The 19,198-nt window shown below is 38.2% G+C and carries 24 protein-coding genes and 1 tRNA gene; 3 read left to right on the top strand and 22 right to left on the bottom strand.

Annotated elements, in window-relative coordinates; genetic code table 11:
• Window positions 1-358 precede the first annotated feature (358 nt).
• The 5 genes from ABD769_RS03990 to ABD769_RS03970 are packed head-to-tail and all read right to left on the bottom strand — an operon-like array spanning window position 359 to window position 3,207.
• Window positions 359-655, bottom strand: a complete 297-nt coding sequence (locus ABD769_RS03990; RefSeq protein ID WP_344849641.1) for a hypothetical protein — start codon at window positions 653-655, stop codon at window positions 359-361.
• A gap of 7 nt (window positions 656-662) precedes the next feature.
• Window positions 663-1,076 carry a hypothetical protein gene (locus ABD769_RS03985; protein WP_344849640.1) on the bottom strand — a complete coding sequence of 138 codons (414 nt, stop codon included), beginning with the start codon at window positions 1,074-1,076 and terminating at the stop codon, window positions 663-665.
• Between the two features lies 1 nt (window position 1,077).
• The gene (locus ABD769_RS03980; protein ID WP_344849638.1) at window positions 1,078-2,253 is read right to left on the bottom strand and encodes a DUF2586 family protein; all 1,176 of its coding nucleotides are present in this window, start codon (window positions 2,251-2,253) and stop codon (window positions 1,078-1,080) included.
• Between the two features lie 11 nt (window positions 2,254-2,264).
• Window positions 2,265-2,762, bottom strand: a complete 498-nt coding sequence (locus tag ABD769_RS03975; protein WP_344849636.1) for a hypothetical protein — start codon at window positions 2,760-2,762, stop codon at window positions 2,265-2,267.
• Window positions 2,749-3,207 carry a CHAP domain-containing protein gene (locus ABD769_RS03970; protein WP_344849634.1) on the bottom strand — a complete coding sequence of 153 codons (459 nt, stop codon included), beginning with the start codon at window positions 3,205-3,207 and terminating at the stop codon, window positions 2,749-2,751. Before ABD769_RS03970 ends, ABD769_RS03975 begins: the two co-directional genes overlap by 14 nt.
• A gap of 201 nt (window positions 3,208-3,408) precedes the next feature.
• Here ABD769_RS03970 and ABD769_RS03965 point away from each other — a divergent pair, with 201 nt between their 5' ends.
• Together ABD769_RS03965 and ABD769_RS03960 are read left to right on the top strand one after the other, a co-directional pair.
• A complete protein-coding gene (locus ABD769_RS03965) occupies window positions 3,409-3,687 on the top strand; it encodes a hypothetical protein (RefSeq protein WP_025143060.1) in 279 nt (92 codons plus the stop codon).
• An 88-nt stretch (window positions 3,688-3,775) separates the two neighbouring features.
• Window positions 3,776-4,264, top strand: coding sequence for a hypothetical protein (locus ABD769_RS03960; RefSeq protein ID WP_344849632.1), 489 nt, complete (start codon window positions 3,776-3,778; stop codon window positions 4,262-4,264).
• Between the two features lie 92 nt (window positions 4,265-4,356).
• On the opposite strand, the gene ABD769_RS03955 is transcribed toward ABD769_RS03960, so the two are convergent.
• The 8 genes from ABD769_RS03955 to ABD769_RS03920 form a co-directional block, all read right to left on the bottom strand.
• Window positions 4,357-4,536: a hypothetical protein gene (locus ABD769_RS03955; protein WP_025143062.1), complete on the bottom strand. Its 180-nt coding sequence runs from the start codon at window positions 4,534-4,536 to the stop codon at window positions 4,357-4,359.
• Window positions 4,537-4,751: 215 nt separating this feature from the next.
• A complete protein-coding gene (locus ABD769_RS03950) occupies window positions 4,752-5,402 on the bottom strand; it encodes a DUF3164 family protein (RefSeq protein WP_344849626.1) in 651 nt (216 codons plus the stop codon).
• A gap of 49 nt (window positions 5,403-5,451) precedes the next feature.
• Entirely contained in the window at window positions 5,452-5,652 is a 201-nt protein-coding gene (locus ABD769_RS03945; protein WP_344849625.1) for a hypothetical protein, read from the bottom strand.
• 2 nt (window positions 5,653-5,654) lie between these two features.
• Window positions 5,655-6,020 (bottom strand): hypothetical protein, encoded by a 366-nt coding sequence (locus tag ABD769_RS03940; protein WP_344849622.1) that lies wholly within the window; start codon window positions 6,018-6,020, stop codon window positions 5,655-5,657.
• Between the two features lie 6 nt (window positions 6,021-6,026).
• Window positions 6,027-6,650, bottom strand: coding sequence for a hypothetical protein (locus tag ABD769_RS03935; RefSeq protein ID WP_344849621.1), 624 nt, complete (start codon window positions 6,648-6,650; stop codon window positions 6,027-6,029).
• Window position 6,651: 1 nt separating this feature from the next.
• Window positions 6,652-7,518, bottom strand: coding sequence for an AAA family ATPase (locus ABD769_RS03930; protein ID WP_344849619.1), 867 nt, complete (start codon window positions 7,516-7,518; stop codon window positions 6,652-6,654).
• Window position 7,519: 1 nt separating this feature from the next.
• Window positions 7,520-9,583, bottom strand: a complete 2,064-nt coding sequence (locus ABD769_RS03925; protein WP_344849617.1) for a hypothetical protein — start codon at window positions 9,581-9,583, stop codon at window positions 7,520-7,522.
• 3 nt (window positions 9,584-9,586) lie between these two features.
• On the bottom strand, window positions 9,587-9,778 hold the full coding sequence (locus ABD769_RS03920; RefSeq protein WP_025143069.1) for a hypothetical protein: 192 nt from the start codon (window positions 9,776-9,778) through the stop codon (window positions 9,587-9,589).
• Between the two features lie 65 nt (window positions 9,779-9,843).
• Between ABD769_RS03920 and ABD769_RS03915 the strand changes: the two genes are divergently transcribed.
• A complete protein-coding gene (locus ABD769_RS03915) occupies window positions 9,844-10,551 on the top strand; it encodes a S24 family peptidase (protein ID WP_344849614.1) in 708 nt (235 codons plus the stop codon).
• Between the two features lie 520 nt (window positions 10,552-11,071).
• Here the strand turns inward: ABD769_RS03915 and ABD769_RS03910 are convergent.
• From ABD769_RS03910 to ABD769_RS03870, 9 genes are all read right to left on the bottom strand, one after another.
• Window positions 11,072-11,389: a hypothetical protein gene (locus ABD769_RS03910; protein ID WP_344849613.1), complete on the bottom strand. Its 318-nt coding sequence runs from the start codon at window positions 11,387-11,389 to the stop codon at window positions 11,072-11,074.
• Window positions 11,390-11,433: 44 nt separating this feature from the next.
• Window positions 11,434-12,498 (bottom strand): fatty acid desaturase family protein, encoded by a 1,065-nt coding sequence (locus ABD769_RS03905; RefSeq protein ID WP_344849612.1) that lies wholly within the window; start codon window positions 12,496-12,498, stop codon window positions 11,434-11,436.
• 300 nt (window positions 12,499-12,798) lie between these two features.
• Window positions 12,799-12,878: transfer RNA gene (locus tag ABD769_RS03900), tRNA-Leu, on the bottom strand.
• 79 nt (window positions 12,879-12,957) lie between these two features.
• The gene (locus tag ABD769_RS03895) at window positions 12,958-13,269 is read right to left on the bottom strand and encodes a DUF3817 domain-containing protein (RefSeq protein WP_344849611.1); all 312 of its coding nucleotides are present in this window, start codon (window positions 13,267-13,269) and stop codon (window positions 12,958-12,960) included.
• A gap of 618 nt (window positions 13,270-13,887) precedes the next feature.
• Entirely contained in the window at window positions 13,888-14,424 is a 537-nt protein-coding gene (gene hscB, locus ABD769_RS03890) for a Fe-S protein assembly co-chaperone HscB (RefSeq protein WP_344849610.1), read from the bottom strand.
• Between the two features lie 83 nt (window positions 14,425-14,507).
• Window positions 14,508-15,896, bottom strand: coding sequence for an RIP metalloprotease RseP (gene rseP, locus ABD769_RS03885; RefSeq protein WP_344849609.1), 1,389 nt, complete (start codon window positions 15,894-15,896; stop codon window positions 14,508-14,510).
• 28 nt (window positions 15,897-15,924) lie between these two features.
• The gene (locus tag ABD769_RS03880; RefSeq protein ID WP_344849607.1) at window positions 15,925-17,136 is read right to left on the bottom strand and encodes a 1-deoxy-D-xylulose-5-phosphate reductoisomerase; all 1,212 of its coding nucleotides are present in this window, start codon (window positions 17,134-17,136) and stop codon (window positions 15,925-15,927) included.
• A 27-nt stretch (window positions 17,137-17,163) separates the two neighbouring features.
• Window positions 17,164-17,541 (bottom strand): four helix bundle protein, encoded by a 378-nt coding sequence (locus ABD769_RS03875; protein WP_344849605.1) that lies wholly within the window; start codon window positions 17,539-17,541, stop codon window positions 17,164-17,166.
• A gap of 113 nt (window positions 17,542-17,654) precedes the next feature.
• A complete protein-coding gene (locus ABD769_RS03870; RefSeq protein WP_344849603.1) occupies window positions 17,655-19,154 on the bottom strand; it encodes a GH3 auxin-responsive promoter family protein in 1,500 nt (499 codons plus the stop codon).
• Window positions 19,155-19,198 lie beyond the last annotated feature (44 nt).

Genomic DNA, 19,198 nt, shown 5'->3' with positions numbered 1-19,198 from the left:
GCAACTTTTGATCAACTCCCATAATGTTAAGTAATACAAACAGTTGTGAATAGTACAAATACCGGAGCTTCTTTTTTAGTTATCTGGCTATAAATTATTGACTTGTGAGCATTGTCCTCTTTATGAATGCAGGATAATGCTTGGTTCATTTAAAATGAACAGAAAAACACATTACTATTGGAATCCCATTATTAGAAACTGGAACTTTTGGCTTCCTTTTCTCTTATATCCTGTAATTGTGCAAATTTTTCTGCCCATTGTTCGTCACCTAATTGATCGGGATCAACACCCAAATAATATTCCATTTGGGTGTTGATATAACCTATCCAGTTGGCTTCAAAACTTCCGTTAGAAGCCTCTATAACTTTTTTAACTCGGCTGCTTTAACCTCCATTAAACTATCGAGCTGGCCACTTGCTCCTAAAAAATAAGCATCATCCGTACGTATTTCCTCATCACCGCCCAACCAGCAATTCTGCATAATCACTTCGGCAAAGCCCAGCGGATTGGATTGAACTTTAGTCATTGCATAACTAAGTTCTTTACGATTCGGCTTACGTAAATAGCCTGTTTTATCATCTTGAAAATTGATTTCGAAGATATCACCATGCTGTTTTTTCCAGTCAGCAATCTGTTGGGTTGTAACTTTACTCATGATTGGGTTATTGTTGGGTTTTAATTTTTGTGAAAACGATCGGCATGTCTACCACCATATTTTTATCGCCCTGTTTCATGGCTTTCTTTACTTCCGTAAATTCTACGTTTTTAAGAATATCAACTACAATAGCACCACCATCTTCTGGTACATAGGTAATCACTACATCAAATTTTAGTGATAATACATCGCGGTTGGGTGCAGATTGAACCAAACTTTCGAGTTCGCTCTGCCAAATGCCCAGCTTCCCTTCGTAAGTGTTTTTACCACTTAAAATAGCGTGCGGATCAGAGCCACGGCCGTAAAGAGCCTCTTTTTCTTTTTTTACAGTGTACTCTACCTCCGTTACACCGTTGATAATTTTTCCGCCTATGGCGATGCTTACATCGCTCCACGAATATTGTTTACTTCCAAAAGTCATATTAGTTATTAATTGTTGTGGTAAAACCAATGTTTACGGTAATCTGCTTAGCATATCCTACCGGCTGTAATTTGATTACAACCTGCATAATGCCCGTACTTAAAATGTTCTGATTTTCGTCGATATAAACCTCTGCGTTTGATAAGTTACCAGCGGCAACCATGGTGTTTAGGGCATTTTCGACCTGACTTTGCCAGCTTTTTACAACTGCCGGATGGATTGCGCCTGAAGCTGCAACTTCAACCTCATCCAATAAGTTATTTACTAATGATGCGTAGGCTAAAATAATCGCCTTATCCAATACCAAACCACGTGCTAAACTGTTAAAATCGTCTGTTTCGCTTGTTAAAGTCAAATCATCGCTGAAATAGTAACCGCTCTTACTTACAAATGATCTCAAAAAAATGTAACCCTTGTTATAAATGGCATCCCAGGCATCTTGCTGGCTTTCTACCTTTTCGCCATTTGTAAAATAAGCGGTAAGATTTTCTACTGCACCATCGGCTACACGACCTAGGTTTCTTTGTACAGGTGTTTTTGCCAAGCGACCTAATGCTAAACCAACTGAAGCTACTTTAGTGGCATCGGTATTGGCCAAAAGGCAAGCTACCCTGTTAAATGCAGTTGTGGTATAATCTTTTAAATCGGCAATGGTTCCACTGTAATTGTTACCAGAAATAATTACACGTACAGGCATATACTTTTCAGCGTAATAGTCGGCCAAAGCCTGCGCTTTAACTACTGCAGTATGCACATCGCCATCTAAGCCTTCTACAGCTACTTCGCTACCAGTCGATTTTTTCAAAGCACCCAACACACGAATTGCGCCACCTGCATCGGCAAGTAATTTTTTAGCGTGTGCTTTGGTTACATCGAGCATCTCGGTATAAGTGGTTGCTGCCGACACCAGCATTAACCATAACTCGGCACCCTGGCCAGCTTCGGTATAAAACTGTTCTAACTGTTTGTAGATAAAATCGTTGGCACCGCCTGCTACAATTCCGATGTTTTCTGCATCGCTTAAACTGAATAACTGATACGAGGTATCAAGTGTTAGGTCCGAAGTTCCTGTTACGGCTACACCGGTTGCAATAAGGCCGATAACTTTATCGCTTGTTGCTGGCTGTTGTAATAAACCGCCGTTTTGAATGTTAAATTTTACTGAAGGTAAATTCATTTTAACGTTATTTAATTTATTTTTAATTTTTGTTTGATTAAGCGATAAACCAGGTACACCACGCTGAGTAAAAGCGCTATCCTTCCCAGATAAATCTGTATTTTCTGCCACCACGTTAAAGGTTTCGACACATTAATGGGGTACCTTATAGTGGATACTGTTTCGTGCTCTTCTATGTATTCCTGCTGCCAGGTTTTAAATAGTTTTTGTGCAACTGCATAGCAGTCTACACTCAGATCGTTGCCTTCTATTTTTACATTTGGAACATGGAGGTAATTACCTGCCTTTTTTGTTTCGCTGTTCGGTTTGAGAACGGGTTTGCCATTAATGCAATCAATCCATGCCTTATAGAAGCTGCTGTCCGGATCTGTTTTTAAAATCGTATCGCGTTGTATCCTGATAACGGTTTTGGTTTTTGATACCTCGTTTGTGGCAACCTGCCTGGTTCGGCAAGCCATCTGCAAACAAAGTACAATCAACCCGAAAAAAACTATTTTAAACCGCTCCATTTAATCTGATATATGCTTTAATGGTTTTTATATTTCTGGTACGTCTGGCCACCTGATATCCTTCTCTCGATCCGTCGGCATTTGTATTTCCTTCAATGGTTTGTATAATCCCATTATCGAGTACCTTTTCAACAAAGCCGGTATGTCCGGTACCGTTCGGGTTAAGCATGATAAATATGTCACCCGCCTGAGGTGTGCTTACGGCTAAGTTTTTGCAGGCGATATACTGATCGTTTACACCGCCGGTACGTTTCAGTAGCATTTTTGTTCCTTTTGCCGTGCAAGCCTGAAGCACGCACCAATACACAAAAGCCATACACCATGCGTAACCCTTACCTAACCCAACCGCTTTTAAATAAACCTCTACTTGTTTACCGCCATTGCTTCCTTTTGGATACTCTTCTACGCCTATTTGTTTTTGAGCTACATTAATCCAGTCTGCCATTTTTCTCTTTGATTTTTATCGGGAGTTGATGTGTTTATCCCCCGTTGTTAGGACAAAACTGCAACGATTTTGGGGGCTAAAAAAATTGGGTATCAGGCATTGTATTTTATTTAACAAGCCTTGTAAAGTGTGCCTACAATGCCTGATTCCTGTTTTCACGAAGACTTAAATTTGATAGAGATTTGCTGATATAATTAAAACATGCAAGACTTAATATTTAACACAGACTTAGAATTGGAACAAGGAGATTTCCTTGTAGGCTTCTCAGACGAGTTGCACCAAAAACACATTCTAATCGCCGAAAAAGGCGAGTACAAGCAATACCCTGAACTTGGGGTAGGCATTTTAAACCTCTTAAACGGAGAGAATGCAACGGCCATGCTGATTGAGGCCAAACAGAATTTTGAATACGATAGGATGAAGGTAAAGGAGCTGAGGTTTACTGACGAGAACAGTTTACATATAGAGGCTACCTATTAATGATGCTTATCGCAAAAACACTTGCACAACACAATGCCATTATAAATACAGGGCATTGTGTTAAACCACTTAAAAAGAGACAAAAATTATGACACCACGGAAGGAATTATTTTTGGCGGTAAGAGATAAACTTACCGCTATAACAGGGATTGAATATGTTGATTTACACCGTAAACAGTTTGGCCCAGGCAACGAAAATTATACTCATTACCATACCGCCTGTTTGATTAAAATTTTACCAATACAATGGACCACTATGGTGGAACACCGACAAGAAGGGATTGCCACAGTTGAAGTAAAACTATATACCAGAGATGGTTTTGCTGACCATATTCTGGGTACTACAGGAAATAGTGATGGATTGGCAGAGATTGATCTGATTGATCATATTGCAGATGGGCTGCAATTTTTAAAGGGCAATTCATTTACCGCCCTGCAACAGCTAGCAGAAGAAAATGTAATTGAGGATGAAGAAGCCGGTGTTGTAGATATTTCGATCTATAAACTTACTTTTTCGACTATGGTTTATAAAGTAACTGCTCCTAAATACTCAACGAAGAAAATTACTTTAGAATAGCCGATTGAATTTTAAAAATTTGGCTTAAGGGCATGAACAGTTTAGCGATGATACATGCCTTAATGCGGTTTAAAAGCTAATTTAAACAACACTTAAAGGGCGTAATTGCCTTCGCCCTTTAAGATTGCCCTAACTGTACGTGGACTAATATAGAAACGTTGTGCCGTTTTCTCTTCAAGGGCATCTAACCGCCACTCCGGGTATTTCCTGCACAAATCGTCGAAATAGGTTTTAACATCCTGGTTCCGTAATTTAAATTGCTGTTTTGCCATGGTATTAATTTATTAAATGTGATTTATTGTTATGTGTGAGCTATAAATGCTGTTTTTTAAGCTATTTCTATTTTAGGTATCATCTATGCGTTCAATACCTTTTGATGTCTTTTTCCCACTCAGGTAGTCCATAAGCATACCAATGATAAAGATGATTCCAAATGCTAAAATGGAAGGTATGATTTCTGTAGTCGCGTTATTTATCATAACCAGGTTTAAAGACTTGAAAAATTAAGGCTCAGGCTCTCCCATTTACCGGTTTGATTTCTTTTTTTGAATTCGTAACCAAAGGCTTTAAACGATTGGCTATAACTTTCTTTAATTAGTTGTAAACCATTTACCCAGCGCACATCGTTAAATTTATCTTCATGCTTAAGCAGATCCATCACTTTGGCATATTCTAAATCTCCTTTAACATTTCTCTCCAGGAAACTCATTAAAATATCATGGAGCTGCGCGTCTCTTTTTTTCACGGTATCACTCAAAAAATCTCTAATTAAACCAACAGCCTTTGTTGCACGTTCATCCCAGAAACGATCAGTATCTCTACGGCGGGTAATATTTTTAGCACCACTGCTGTGTACAATCGCAAAACCTCCTTTGCTATTACCTCTAATGCCACCATATTGGTTCAGTTTCTCGGCCTGCAGATCCATAATGGTATGCAGTTTATTTTTAAACCTTGCTGTGGCCAGTGCCAGTTCATTGGCTTCATCCCAGAGTACTTCGATAGTGCTGTCTTTATCTTTTTCGTAGGCGGCTTTTTCTGCCATGCGCTGCTGTTTTTCAGCTTTCTTTTTATCTGCAAGTAATTTTTCCAGTTGGGCAGTGCTTAATTCGTTAATGTTGATTGATGTGTTTTGCATTTTCTTTTATATTTATCAGGTTAATTATATTTATCCGGGATTTCAGGGCTTATTTTCGCTTGGTAATCTTAATGTCGGCCGCCTGTACAAAAAAGATTTGCTGGGTATCGAAACGTTTTATTTTAAGTCCTGTTTCTTCACCCCCAATCACATCTCCTACAGCATTAAAGTGCGGATGCATATCGTTAGTTACCATTATTTCACTGTTGTTGTAATATTTCAGCAGCTTTTCAATTTGTTGTAATTCCATAGTTATATGAGTTGTTTAAGTAAAATTTTCTTTTGTTTTAAAGTGCGTATAAAGGCTTCGTAAACCACACAGGTTGGTTTTATGTCGTTGTATTTCGGATTTTGCCATACCGAATAAAGGCTTAATGTATTTTTACCGGTTAACCGTTCAGGGTATCGCTTCAGAATCATCTTATCGCGGTTTCGCCACATTTGCTGCCACCAGAACCAAAACTCAGGTGTTGCTTTCCAGATTTTAGCAGCATTTGCATTACCGGCATAATCCATTAAAAATTCGTCTGCCAGATCCAGAAACAGGTTATGAACTTCTTCCTTGCTTATGTTCAAATGCTGCGACATCTCTTTGATGTGCTGGTTAAAGTTTTCCATTTTTGATCAGGTTAATTCGTTCCAGTACCTTGCAGCTTCTGCAGGCCATATATCATAATGTGCCGATCCTTTTCCGCGTACCTGTGAAAAAGCACGGTAGCCTTCTATTCTGATCTTTTTAGCTGCATCATATTTAATTTTTTTTGCCACCCGGCCTTCAGGCTCTTTACCATCGGCATGACTAATGATGATGAATAGTTTTTTAGGGAACCTGGCGCGCAGTTCTTTGTACGATTTGAGGTTGAGATCTGAATACTGCAAACTGTCTATCACCACTATGGCTGCGCTTTTAGGTTTATCGAGTCTGGTAACCAGATCAGGAATACTTTCCTTACCTAAAAACTGAAATTTGTTTTTAACATCTTCCATGCCTACATCGATCAATGCATCCTGCATGTCTTTACAGAAACCTTCTTCTAAACTATCATAGGCTACTTTTCCGAAAGCGGTGAGGTATTTGCATAAGGTAAGTACAAAACGTGTTTTACCGTTAAAGGAGTTGCCCCATACCAACCAGCAACCGGCAGGCTCTGGTTTACCCAGCAAATCCAGCCATCCACCTGTAAAATCCATGGTTTTAAATTTCATGGTTTTTACTTCGGCACCGCTTAATGCTCTTTTTAAATTCATTTTATACTGCTTTTAATTTTTGAACTTCAGTAAATACACGGCGCAGGCTCCCTCCTGTTCTGGCATAGATTTTCTGGATATCAATTGCTCCGTTTACTTTTGCTACCATCGCCACCTGGCGTCTGATAAAATCTTCCCTCGCTTCTTTCCCCTGGGGTACCACCTGCTGATACTTATTGCCGAAACGGCTGAATATTTCGGTATAACCCACTTTTTTAAGGTCTTTATTCCTGGTTATTTTAGCTTCAAGTCCTTCTGCTCCCATCATGTACCAGGCGCAAAACCGCTCGGTTGCATTCCACAAAGCTTTTAGCTCTAAAAAGGCAGGGTAATCCAGGTCGCCGGCTTCATCGAGTACAATAATGGGTTTATCAATGCTGCGCAGATAATAAATCAGGTCGTTATATACATCTGTATATCTGCTGGTATGGTTTACTCCAAATTCCCGAGCTACATAGCGAATTAATTTCTGACGGCTTTTAACCTGGGCACAATCTACATACACCGAGTTTTGATGCTCTTTAACATATTGGCGGGCGGTATAGGTTTTTCCAATATCAGCCATATCGCATAATATTCCCGACAGAGAATTATTTTGACAAGTTTCGAGCTGGGTATATACAAAGTGAAAAACATTGGTTTTTGCGGTTACCCAGGTTGGCGCATCAGTTAATTGTACATCAAGTTTCCGGGCGATATTGATCCATTTTCCATGGCTCAGCACATTTTGAATGTCTCCCTTTTTTATACGGTTAAGCTGTGCGGCATTTATACCTAAAGTCACTGCCTGTGCAGCATCGCTTGCAAATTTTGATCGCTGCCGCTCAATAGCGGCAACAATTTTAGTTTTTATGTTTTCGGGTATCATATTATAATGCGTTTATGGCGTCTAATCTGTTGTAATCTTCGTAATCGTATTCATCTGGCCAATCAAATAGCTTGTTCGGCTGCACCGCACTTTCGGCAATTGTTTCTACTTTTTCTTCTCCGTAGTAATTGGTATTTTCGATGATTTTAAGTCTTGATAAACTCTCTTTTCTTTGTTTGACCATGCTATCGAATTTGGATACATAGCTTGCCTGTTTCGAATACCTTAGCGGATCTTCTTCTGTCCATTCGGCATTTGCGCTGTTGTATGCTTGTATTTTATCGCATTTGCAGATAAATAAGTCGTTTTGGTAGAGGTAAACACTTTCGGTTTCTCCGAGGTTGTTTGCTAAAAAGTAAGCTTTCACTTCATAATTGTTAGGTGCCAGGCGCTGCATGATTCCAGGATCGGGTAAAGCGTACTTGGCATATTGCACTTGTACATACTGACTTCTTCTGATACTCGTAGCCACAACATTGCCAATGTACCGTAGTAACAATGCCTGGTCTATCCGGGCCAATTGAGGGTTTATATACATTGCCAAAACCTGCGCCCGCGTTAAATCCTTGAATTTTTTTTGGTTTGGATGCAGGTCATTATTATATTTCTCAATAATTTCTTTGTCATCCGCTACAAGCATCTGATATGAATATGTTTTCTCTTTATAGTTATCGTTCTGCGCATCGAATATTTTCTCGCTTTTGGTTTTATTGGCTTCCAAACGAGAATAAAAACGACCTATACCATCCTGATAACGTTTTTCGTAACCATACTTTTTAATCCGGTTACCGGTTTCAGCCCACTTTTCCTGTGAGTTGCCAGGGTTACACCAGCGTACGAATGGAAAAACTATTCCAGCCTGCATTAAATCTTCCTTGAAAGTATTTACCAGATGATGTTCTACCTCTACCTGCATGGGCATGCCATACCCGTTCTTATCAAGGAAATGAAACATATTGCGCATACATTCGATAAATAATGCTTTATCTTTAGTTTGACTATAGGCTGCCCCAATTACACATCCACTAGTAATATCATAAGCATAGTAAGCTTTAACCCGATTACCATTTGGCATTTTTCGTGGTAAATCACGGTCATCCATTGATATTTTACTAAAAGAATAATTGGGTGAATGCCTGTGGTGATGCGGCCGGTGTGTATTATTAAACGTGAGACTATCGCTTCTGAACTTATCCACAATAATTCTATTGCCAGGTTCATTAATGTAGTTCCAAACCGTGGCTTCACTTAAGCTAATCGGTTGTCCGTTTTCACAGAATTGATTGCGGTCAAAAACCTCACCTGTCTCGAAATCAAAAATATCGATGTCTCCAGCCAGAAAACGAAGGTAATCATTGCTCACATCGCCCACATAAGGTTTGTTCTGAGCAATGTATAAGCTCAAAATCAAACGTTCAACGTCTACTGTTACCTTTCTGCTGTTATCATTACAAAATCCCCTGTGTATTAATGCAGTATATCCTTCTTTTTTATACTTTCTAAATTTTTCCTGTAAACGGCGGTAATTTGGCGGTAAAGCATGTGCAAATTCTTTTTTATCTAAGTTTATAACGCAGTCGGCCAGTTTTTCCCAAATGTTAGCTTTTACACCACCCATTGTTTTACGTTTTACATTGTTATTGGTAATGATGGTATGACATGCGTTTAAAACAGATGCGTTCATCGTATAATTTAAAATAACTTCCTTAGGTAGCGACCGACCGTCAGCAAGACGATAAGCACTAAAAAAGTTAAGCGCTGCAGCATCAGGAAGAATAAAATCTTTAAATTGATGATGTTTGGTTGTTTTAGCAGGATCACCCCATTTTTCAATCAGCACCTTTTGTTCCTGCACAGGCAATTTTGAGAAATTTATCAATGCTTCATTACCAGGGCCCCTTCCTTCTTTAATCCTGAAACCTTCCTTACGGTGAGAACGCAGTTTATATGCACTGTAGCTTAATAAAGCCACACTCTCGGCATGACGCTTATCTACATCACTTACAATGTAGCTCAAGCGTACACCGTATTGATTGTTAAATAATTCGTACGGAGAGTTAAGCATATATTAGTGGTTTAATGCGGTTTCTACTTTCTTTACCAGTTGTTTATATTCTTTTCTAATGGTATCAGCTGTAAGGCTATTACGATCACCCTTAAGGCATTGCCTGATGAAAATTTTTGTAAATCCGTGCCGCGATGATAATTCGGAGATGACCACGGTATTGTAGGTATTACGATTTTGATTACTTTTGTTCATTGCTCTTATTGCTTTTAATACGAAAGCAAATGTATAGATAAATATCTCAATTTTAAAAATAAATCATGAAAAATATCTCAACTCAAAAGGAGCGTATCATTCAATACCTTGAAACAAAAGGAGTTAGTAAGAACAAATTTTACACTGAAACAGGCATTTCTAATGGCGTTCTGGATAAAAGCAGCGGACTTACGATGGATACGGTTGAGAAATTTTACTCAAAGTATAGAGATATAAATCTAGAGTGGTTAATAACTGGAACCGGCTTAATGATGAAAGAACCTCAAAATCCCAACAACGAACAAGTTGCTATAGTTAATAAAAAATATTTGATGCGTACAGACATCAAACAGGAACTGCAGGAAATCCCCCTATATGACTTTCAGGCGGCCGCAGGCTTAACCTCGGTATTTAATGAAAAAGCAAACATTTTAGATCGCATTAAAATACCCAACCTGCCAAAATGTGATGGCGCGATCAGTATTGTTGGAGATAGCATGTATCCTTTGTTAAAATCGGGAGATATCGTAATATACAAGGTAATTCAAAACTTTGTTGAAAATATATTCTGGGGCGAGATGTATCTTTTATCCTATTCATTTGATGGCGATGAAATGGTGACGGTGAAATACATTCAAAAATCAGACAAAGGAGATGAGTACATTAAACTGGTAAGTCAAAACTCCAACCACCAGGCTAAAGATATCAGAATAGATGGTATTAACAGTTTAGCTTTAGTAAAGGCAAGCATCAGGATAAATAATATGTCTTAAAGCACTCCACACCACTTAAAAAGCATCACGAAACCTAACAACCTATGCAATAATCAATTAACTTAATTAATATTTAATTTATTCAGGTAATTTGGGGTAGCTAATCATTATAAATCATTGTTATTTTAACGCTTTCAAGGCAATATATAACCTTTGAAATAGTTATTTTTTAGCCGAATTGTAACCCTACAAGTAACCCTAAATGCAACCCTATCAAAATACTTATTAAATTTAACCCACAAAAAAAGCCCCTAAAAGGAGCTTAAGAAAAGCAAAATCAGGTTAAAAACCTAATTAAACGTAAATAGGAGCCATATATAACTATGTCTCCATATATAACTTAAGTTTTCATTTAAAGGCTTCCATAATTAATTTGTACAATTGTTTTTTTCAGGAACTCCTATTTCTTTACCTGAAAAGCATTACCTAAAGCAACGATACCCTTCTTTTTTCCATTTTACCCGTTAATTAAAATACACTAATCGTTTTATAGCTTATATAAAAAAGTAGTGATCCGACATTATCTTCTGATTCGATCAGGGGAAAACGCAATAATGTATTCTGCTCCAGGCAATACACTGATAAAAAGACTCGAAACGTTTATCTTCGGCTGCGCCTTAAGATTTAGCATCACATTGGTCGAAAATTCTTCCATCACCTTCGGGTCCACTTTGGCAGAAACTGTAGGAGAATAATTTCTTTCAATATCGAGTTTAGATTGCTCACTTACTTGCTGGAGCGTCCAGCTCTCATTTCGGCGCATGCCGTTTTCATCATTAGAGTTGTTTAAGTGGTATAAAAATACCTTTGCCTGTAAGGCTATGTTTTCATTTTGCATATTATTTTTTAGCTGCCTGTGGCAATAATTGTTCGGACGAGTTGTTAATTTGTTATGCCCAGTTTTTTCAAATGAGACAGGTGCGAAACAAAAGCCGTCAGCATTGTCCTGTGCTCAAGGTAACAGATGTCGAACTCTTTACAAGTCTCTTTTACAAATTCATTAATCTTGGGATAATGTACATGGCTGATTCCCGGAAACAAGTGGTGCTCCACCTGAAAATTAAGTCCGCCGAGAAAAAAATAAGCCAGCTTACTTCTTGTGGCAAAGTTTGCAGTTGAGGAGATCTGATGAACAGCCCATTCATTTTGAATTTTCCCGTTTATATTTTCAGGAAAGGACGTACCCTCAACTACATGGGCCAACTGAATCACAATACTCAGGGTAAATCCACAAATTACTGCCGCAATGATAAATCCTATTAGCGCCTTTGCAAATCCAAGCATTAACACTGGCAGCAACAGATAAATAGCGATGTAACCCAGCTTGGTCACCCAGAAAATCAGGTGCTCTTTGAAATTAATCTTGATTTTTTTTCCATCCCTGCCCATCTTTCCAGAAAAATATTTCTCAAAATCCTGATACAGCACCCATGCGATATAAGATACCCCATACAACAAAATCCAGTAATACTGCTGAAACCTGTGATGGCTTTTTCGCTGCTGTTCTTCATGCATGCGCATAAACTTAATATCAATATCATGATCCATGCCGTCGATATTGGTGTATGTATGGTGATCAATATTGTGCTTTTGTTTCCAAAAATGAATCGTTCCGCCCATAATGTTGAGCGAATAAGCCGAAACCGAATTGATCCATTTATATTTAGAGAAGCTCCCGTGCCCACCCTCATGCATCACGTTAAAACCAATGGCAGCAAGGTTTGCCCCAAATACTGCACACAATAAAACAGCAATAATCCAATGCGGGGAGAGAAATACCAATATAAAATAAACAGTTATTGCAGAAAGGATAAGTCCAAGTCCTTTAAAAAAAAGTGCTAAACCACCATTCCTGCTCTTACCAGTCTGCGAAAAGTAATCGTTTACCTTTGCTTTTAATGATTTAAAAAAGGGAGTAGAACTGGATTCGAACGATGTTTTTGACATAAAACCTGATTAGACACCTGATCTCTAAGCAACCAGGAGGATTCCCGTTGCGCGCAAGAACAAAAAGAATGCACCTTTTTCAGGTGCGTGTATTTTAAAAACGTAAATATAAGCTTTTTATTGCTATAAAACAGGCTTTAAAGGGCAAAACTCAAATGAGACATCTAAAAATCCTTGCATAATTATTTATTATACAAACAATTAAAAATAATTAATTGTAAAAGAGGAATTAAAGAGCGATCGGTTTCCAATATTTTTTCAAATAAAAAGCCTGACTATCAGATAGTCAGGCTTAAATTGTACCCGGAGCCGGAGTCGAACCGGCACGGTTTCCCACAGGTGTTTGAGACCAGCGCGTCTACCAATTCCGCCATCCGGGCATTCGTGTTGGACGGGGTTGCAAATGTAGAAATTGAAAGTTAAAATCCAAAAATTATTTTCAATTAATTCATAACTGTTTTATTGCATGCTACTTGCATTTTCTGGTCGCTCATCTTTCAACTTCCTGTCAACAATAAATGGTGCAAAAGGCAGCAGAGAAGCCACAAAGATTAATAATGTCTTACCAAATTTCCATTTTTGCTCTTGCCAGGCCAATACCAATATTGCGGCGTAAAGCACAAATAACAAACCATGCGCCCATCCCGTATATTTTACATACAGCGGCATATTTGCGAAATATTTTAATGGCATAGCTACAAATAATAAAAGCAGATAGGATATTCCTTCGGCTACGGCTACTTTACGGAAAATAGAAAGGGAACTGTTCATTGATCTGATTGTTTGTTCCGAAAGTAAAACAAAGCTGGTGGTTAACAAAAACTAAAAAATGATTTGACAATTAAGTGTTTTACAGAGGTTGAAGACGGAAGGTATAAGGTTTAAGTGCTAAAACTTGAAGGAAGGATGTCTTCGACATCGATATCATTAACATACTCCAGTAAATAAACTCGTCATCTCAACTGAAGCGAAACGGAGAGATCTATCTTCAGTCGTCGGATTCAATACGTCAGCCATCTGCCCTTTTACATTTTCCATATTTAACCGCAAAGCTAAGCCTGATTCGATACAACATTATCTCCAGACATCGGACCTTTGACTTCGGATTAATCAATCATCCATTTTTAACCGAAGGACGCAGAGTGAAGGCGCAGAGCGCGCAACATTAATCTTAGGTGTCGTAGTTATTTGACAAATTAAATAAAAAAACCATCATCTCAACTGAAACGCCACCTTTACCGATTCTTAATCGGTAGTAGAACAGAGAGATTATCTAGAGGTAGATTTCTCGACTTCGTTACACTCCACTCGAAATGAGGCAATTATGAGAATAGCTATCTTCGGACATCAGACCTCTGACATAGGACTTAATCCATTTTCCATCTTACATCATCCATCTATTCTTTCCCTAATCCTGTCAATGTATTTCTGACGATAAAAATTATCTTTTAATGAAGGTAAAAGTGCCTCAGAATTTTCCGGATCCTTATCGAACTGATTTATTAAGTCTTTCAGTTCATTCTTCAAATCTTTTTCTATAGTTTCAACATCGCGTTTTACCTGCGCCAGCTTTTCTGCATCAGGTTCAAATTCCAGGTCCATCAAAGCTTCGTTGATATCCATCATTTCCATCAAAAACATTTGCGACAATTGATATCCTTCATCTGCTGCCACAATACCCTTTAATTCCAATACGTATTTTAAGCGTTTTTTAGCATTACTTAGTGTTTGGTATGCCTTGTTGTTCAGAGTTGATAAGTCGAGCACCTCCTGCTGCTTCTCTTCGCTTTCGTTGGCATAAAAATCGGGATGAAACTGCTTGCTCAAAGCATAAAACTTTGCTTTAACCGCATTTTGATCAGGGTTAAACTGTATTGGAAGATCGTAAAATTCGAAATAATCAGGCTGTTGGGTTGCTTCGTTCATGATGTGTATTAAATTAAAAAGCCGCAGATGTACAGTTTGAACGATCAAATCTGCGCATCTGCGGCAATTATATCAATTTGGTTTTACTTACCGAAGGATTTTAAAATATCATTACCAAAAGCAAACACCATTAGGCAGATTAAGATTACAAACCCCACGATTTGTGCCTTTTCCAGCACTTTTTCGCTTACAGGCTTACGCTGTACCATTTCGATCAAAAGAAACACTACATGGCCTCCATCCAAACCCGGAATAGGCAATAAATTCATAAATGCAAGAGCCATCGAGATCAATCCTGTTAAAGTCCAGAATTTAACCCAGTCGAAGGTACTGCCATAAACTTTTGCAATACCAATCGGGCTGCTGATGTTACGCGCGCTCAATTTACCGGTAATCATTTTACCTATACCTTTTGCATTATCTACAAAAGTGCTCCAGGCCATGCTTGCCCCAACCGGAAATGACTCAATAAAACCAAAATCCACATGTGCCGTTTCTGGCGTACTTAGGTTAGGAATAATCCCGATTGTGCCTTCCTTACTTACTTTCAGATCGAAAGTAATTTCTTTTCCTTTACGAAGGGCATTGATAGTAACCGGTTTCAATTTATTTTTAGAAACCTCTTCTTTAAACTGATCGAAGAAAGTAATGGGCTTACCGTTAACAGCTAAAATGCTATCGCCAGGTTTAATACCTGCAGCATAGGCCGGATACACTGGTTTTTCGAATTTCCTGCCAAAAAGTTTGTCAAAAAATGAAGGCTTGTCAGCCTTTTCATCCGGCGCACTTACCTTATCAACGCTTTGCATCCGGTAACGCGGAGAGATAAAATTCTCTTTATCGTTTTTTGATATTTTATTCAAAATGGTGTCAGGAACCGAGATATAAAGGGTTTTATTTTCTCTCAGAATCGTTAATTGTGCACCATCAAATAAGACTTTACTCGATATGGCATCTTCAAAACGGATCAGTTTATTGCCATTAATGGCTAAAATCTTATCCCCATTCTGAAGGCCAATTTCTTTACCAATCGTTCCAACCGAAATACCATCATTCAATTTGCTGTTAACCGTATAATTTTGGCCAATGTTAAAGGTTAACATCCAAAAAATAAAAATACCAACAATTACGTTCACGATAATACCGCCCAACATCACAATTAAGCGTTGCCAGGCTGGTTTTGAGCGGAATTCCCAGGGCTGCGCAGGCAATGCCATCTGCTCAGTATCCATGCTCTCATCAATCATTCCGGCAATTTTCACATAACCACCCAATGGCAGCCATCCTATTCCATATTCAACATCACCTTTTTTGAAACTAAAAAGTTTGAAACCCCATGCATCAAAAAACAGATAAAACTTTTCTACTTTAATACCAAATGCCCTGGCTGCCAAGAAATGCCCTAATTCGTGTAATATTACCAATAAAGACAATCCGAGCAGCAGCTGCCCCGCCATAATCAATCCATTCATATTTTCTTATAAAATTTTATGTTAGATGTTAAACTATACTTTTTGTTACTAATTCGCCGGCTAAGATACGGCTATGTTTGTCAGTTTCTAAATAATCACTCAATTGTGGCTTTTCAATAAAAGTGATCTCTTCCATACATTGCTCAATTACCTCACTCATCTGCAGAAAACCAATTTTATCGTTCAAAAATGCTTCTACAACAACTTCATTTGCTGCATTTAAAATACAAGGCATATTCCCTCCTTTTCTTAACGAAGTAAACGCTAAGCCTAAATTTCTGAAGGTTTCCATATCAGCTTTCAGGAAGCTAAAGTTTGGATATTCCAGGAAGTTAAAACGCTTAAAATTGTTTTTTAGCCTGTCGGGATAATTTAAAGCATACTGAATGGGCAATTTCATATCCGGAACGCCCATTTGCGCTTTCATTGAACCATCGGTAAATTGTACCAGGGAATGTACGATAGATTGCGGATGCACGATGACATCAATCTGATCTACATCGAGGTTAAACAGCCATTTTGCTTCGATTACTTCCAGACCTTTGTTCATCAGGGAGGCAGAATCAATGGTGATTTTAGCGCCCATTACCCAGTTTGGATGTTTTAAGGCCTGTTCTTTTTTTACAGTAGAAAGAAAATCCCTTGTTTTGCCTAAAAACGGTCCGCCCGAAGCCGTAAGGTAAATCTTTTCGATTTCGTTTTGCTCCTCGCCTACCAAACACTGGAATATGGCCGAATGCTCCGAATCCACAGGCAAAATCTTTACCTGATGTTCAGCCGCCAACTGAGTAATCAGTTCTCCTGCTACCACCAGGGTTTCTTTATTAGCTAAAGCAATGTTTTTACCAGCTTTTATAGCAGCAATGGTGGGTTTTAAGCCTACTGAGCCCATTAATGCAGTAAGCACCACATCGCTATCGGCATAAGATGCAACTTCTGATAAAGCCGCTTCACCAGCTAAAACTTTTATACCTAGTCCTGACAAAGCATTTTTAACTTCAGCGTATTTATTTTCATCGCAGATGACCACAACAGCTGGTTTAAATTCCAGCGCTTGTTGAATCAATAATTCAGAATTCTTTAATGCGGAGAGTACAACAACTTTAAATGTATCGGGGTGATCCCTTACCACTTCCAGTGCTTGTGTACCTACACTTCCTGTAGAACCTAGTATGGTTATTTTCTTTACAGATTGTTGTATTGTAGTATTGTTCAATTGTTTTTCTTTCTCTCGTATCAAAAATTTAATTGCTGCAGCAGCTTTGGGTTAAATTTTTAATCTTTCGTTTGTAAATTTTATCAGTTGATGAATTTCTTTAGGTAAGATTTCCAAAGTGGCAAAAATCTTTGAATACGTGTCATCATCTATCAACTTCCTAACTTTTGCTTTTTCGTTCCAGTCTAAGCACTCTTTAACTGAACCAAAGCTATAATAATAAAATTTGACCTTATCTTTTTTATGATAGCGGCCAAAACCTTCAGCAATATTAGCCGAAATTGAATCAACAGCATCAACAAACTGTTGCCCAATAGTGTACTTTGCAAAACTATCCCAATTTACGACCAAATCCCAAACCAAATTGCTAAGATGAAAGGATTTTGTATATGCTGTTATCTGATTTAATTGTAAATAATTCTTTTCCATCTTGTTAAACCGTTAATTATCAATAACAATTTAGCAATTTTCATTTGCACCATCCTAAACAATTAAATAATTTCATTAACTCAGCACTTTGTAGCAATTTAGCCATTTAACAATTAAACCATATATTTCTCCAACCCATCTGCCAGTTTCCTGTCATTACTCAACCTTGGCACTTTATTCTGTCCGCCTAATTTTCCCTCACTTTTCATGTAATTCACAAAGGCATCTTTTTGCAAAGTACGTATTATTAATGGCTGAAGGATGTTACCCTCAATCAGGTCAAAGTAATAAATATTTTTCTTTTGCAAAGCCTCATCCACCTTTTTACTAAAGGCAGCCAAATCTTTAGGTGCAGAAGAAAACTCTACAAACCACTCATGATAAGGCAGTTGCCCAGCTTGTGGATTAACCTGTGGCGCCACTGTAAATTCTGTAATTTCTACCTTTTCTTCGTTTGCTACACTTAAAATCGCCTGTTCTACCTCTTCCCCTATTACATGTTCGCCGAAAGCAGAGATAAAATGTTTAATCCGTCCGGTGACCACAATTTTATAAGGGCTTTTAGACACAAATTTTATGGTATCACCAATACTATAGCCCCACAAACCTGCGTTCGTATTTAAAATCAGGGCATAATTGGTATCCAGTTCTACTTCTGCAAGTGATAAACGCGTCGGATTATCGTTATAGTATTCATCAGCCGGAACAAATTCGTAAAAAATCCCTGCATTGGCTAGCAACAAAAGTCCTTTTTCTTTTTGCGAATCCTGATAAGCAATAAATCCTTCAGAAGCAGGATAAGTTTCAATTGCATCAATTTTTTTGCCAATACTTTGTTCAATTTTGGCCCGGTAAGGTTCGAAATTTACGCCACCATAAATAAACAAGCTGAAATTTTTAAAGATTTCGGCAATTTTCTTGCCGTTCGATTTTTCGGAAAGTTTATCGAAATACATCTGTACCCAGGGTGGAATTCCGGAGATCAAAGTCATGTTTTCGTTAATGGTTTCGTCCACAATAGCATCCACTTTTTGCTCCCAATCTTCGATGACATTCGTTTCGTAGGAAGGCAAACGATTCTTTTGCAGGTATGCAGGAACGTGATGTGCCACAATGCCTGATAAGCGCCCTACATTAATTCCATGTTTTACACTCAAAACCGGACTACCCTGTAAAAAGATCATTTTTCCGTTTACAAAATCAGCTTTCCCTGTTTCGTTGATGTAGGTTAAAATGGCATTCCGGGCAGCTTTAATGTGTTCGGGCATCGATTCTTTAGAAAGCGGAATGTATTTTACTCCTGAAGTAGTACCTGATGTTTTGGCAAAATAAAGAGGTTTACCTTTCCAAAGCACATCGGCTTCGCCTGCTACTACACGATCTACATAAGGTTTTAAGCCCTCATAATCCTGTACCGGAACATGTTTTTTAAAATCAGCGTAGTTTTTAATTTCTGTAAAATGATGATCTTTTCCAAAAGCGGTATTCTTAGCTTCATTAACCAGCTTGCTTAATATTTTATTTTGAGCATTAACGGCATTATTTTTCCATTTGTTGATCTGCCAAACTGCAAATGCTGCAAAGGGTTTACTTAATGCTGCTTTTAATCCCATGTTTAATGATTGAATTTGGAATGATTAAATGATTGAATGGAGAA

Origin of the sequence: Pedobacter jeongneungensis (genome assembly GCF_039538295.1) — a bacterium.
GTDB classification, from domain to species: domain Bacteria; phylum Bacteroidota; class Bacteroidia; order Sphingobacteriales; family Sphingobacteriaceae; genus Pedobacter; species Pedobacter jeongneungensis.
Note: the sequence above shows the minus strand (reverse complement) of the source record. Positions and strands in the feature narration are given on the sequence as shown.

Coding starts and splice junctions, on each gene's coding strand:
- ABD769_RS03980 (WP_344849638.1), bottom strand. CDS start 2,253: ATGAATTTACCTTCAGTAAAATTTAACATTCAAAACGGCGGTTTATTA.
- ABD769_RS03960 (WP_344849632.1), top strand. CDS start 3,776: ATGACACCACGGAAGGAATTATTTTTGGCGGTAAGAGATAAACTTACC.
- ABD769_RS03945 (WP_344849625.1), bottom strand. CDS start 5,652: ATGGAATTACAACAAATTGAAAAGCTGCTGAAATATTACAACAACAGT.
- rseP (WP_344849609.1), bottom strand. CDS start 15,896: ATGAATGGATTGATTATGGCGGGGCAGCTGCTGCTCGGATTGTCTTTA.
- ABD769_RS03975 (WP_344849636.1), bottom strand. CDS start 2,762: ATGGAGCGGTTTAAAATAGTTTTTTTCGGGTTGATTGTACTTTGTTTG.
- ABD769_RS03935 (WP_344849621.1), bottom strand. CDS start 6,650: ATGAATTTAAAAAGAGCATTAAGCGGTGCCGAAGTAAAAACCATGAAA.
- ABD769_RS03905 (WP_344849612.1), bottom strand. CDS start 12,498: ATGTCAAAAACATCGTTCGAATCCAGTTCTACTCCCTTTTTTAAATCA.
- ABD769_RS03965 (WP_025143060.1), top strand. CDS start 3,409: ATGCAAGACTTAATATTTAACACAGACTTAGAATTGGAACAAGGAGAT.
- ABD769_RS03950 (WP_344849626.1), bottom strand. CDS start 5,402: ATGCAAAACACATCAATCAACATTAACGAATTAAGCACTGCCCAACTG.
- ABD769_RS03940 (WP_344849622.1), bottom strand. CDS start 6,020: ATGGAAAACTTTAACCAGCACATCAAAGAGATGTCGCAGCATTTGAAC.
- ABD769_RS03895 (WP_344849611.1), bottom strand. CDS start 13,269: ATGAACAGTTCCCTTTCTATTTTCCGTAAAGTAGCCGTAGCCGAAGGA.
- ABD769_RS03915 (WP_344849614.1), top strand. CDS start 9,844: ATGAAAAATATCTCAACTCAAAAGGAGCGTATCATTCAATACCTTGAA.
- ABD769_RS03925 (WP_344849617.1), bottom strand. CDS start 9,583: ATGCTTAACTCTCCGTACGAATTATTTAACAATCAATACGGTGTACGC.
- ABD769_RS03990 (WP_344849641.1), bottom strand. CDS start 655: ATGAGTAAAGTTACAACCCAACAGATTGCTGACTGGAAAAAACAGCAT.
- ABD769_RS03875 (WP_344849605.1), bottom strand. CDS start 17,541: ATGGAAAAGAATTATTTACAATTAAATCAGATAACAGCATATACAAAA.
- ABD769_RS03970 (WP_344849634.1), bottom strand. CDS start 3,207: ATGGCAGACTGGATTAATGTAGCTCAAAAACAAATAGGCGTAGAAGAG.
- ABD769_RS03985 (WP_344849640.1), bottom strand. CDS start 1,076: ATGACTTTTGGAAGTAAACAATATTCGTGGAGCGATGTAAGCATCGCC.
- hscB (WP_344849610.1), bottom strand. CDS start 14,424: ATGAACGAAGCAACCCAACAGCCTGATTATTTCGAATTTTACGATCTT.
- ABD769_RS03910 (WP_344849613.1), bottom strand. CDS start 11,389: ATGCAAAATGAAAACATAGCCTTACAGGCAAAGGTATTTTTATACCAC.
- ABD769_RS03930 (WP_344849619.1), bottom strand. CDS start 7,518: ATGATACCCGAAAACATAAAAACTAAAATTGTTGCCGCTATTGAGCGG.
- ABD769_RS03920 (WP_025143069.1), bottom strand. CDS start 9,778: ATGAACAAAAGTAATCAAAATCGTAATACCTACAATACCGTGGTCATC.
- ABD769_RS03955 (WP_025143062.1), bottom strand. CDS start 4,536: ATGGCAAAACAGCAATTTAAATTACGGAACCAGGATGTTAAAACCTAT.
- ABD769_RS03870 (WP_344849603.1), bottom strand. CDS start 19,154: ATGGGATTAAAAGCAGCATTAAGTAAACCCTTTGCAGCATTTGCAGTT.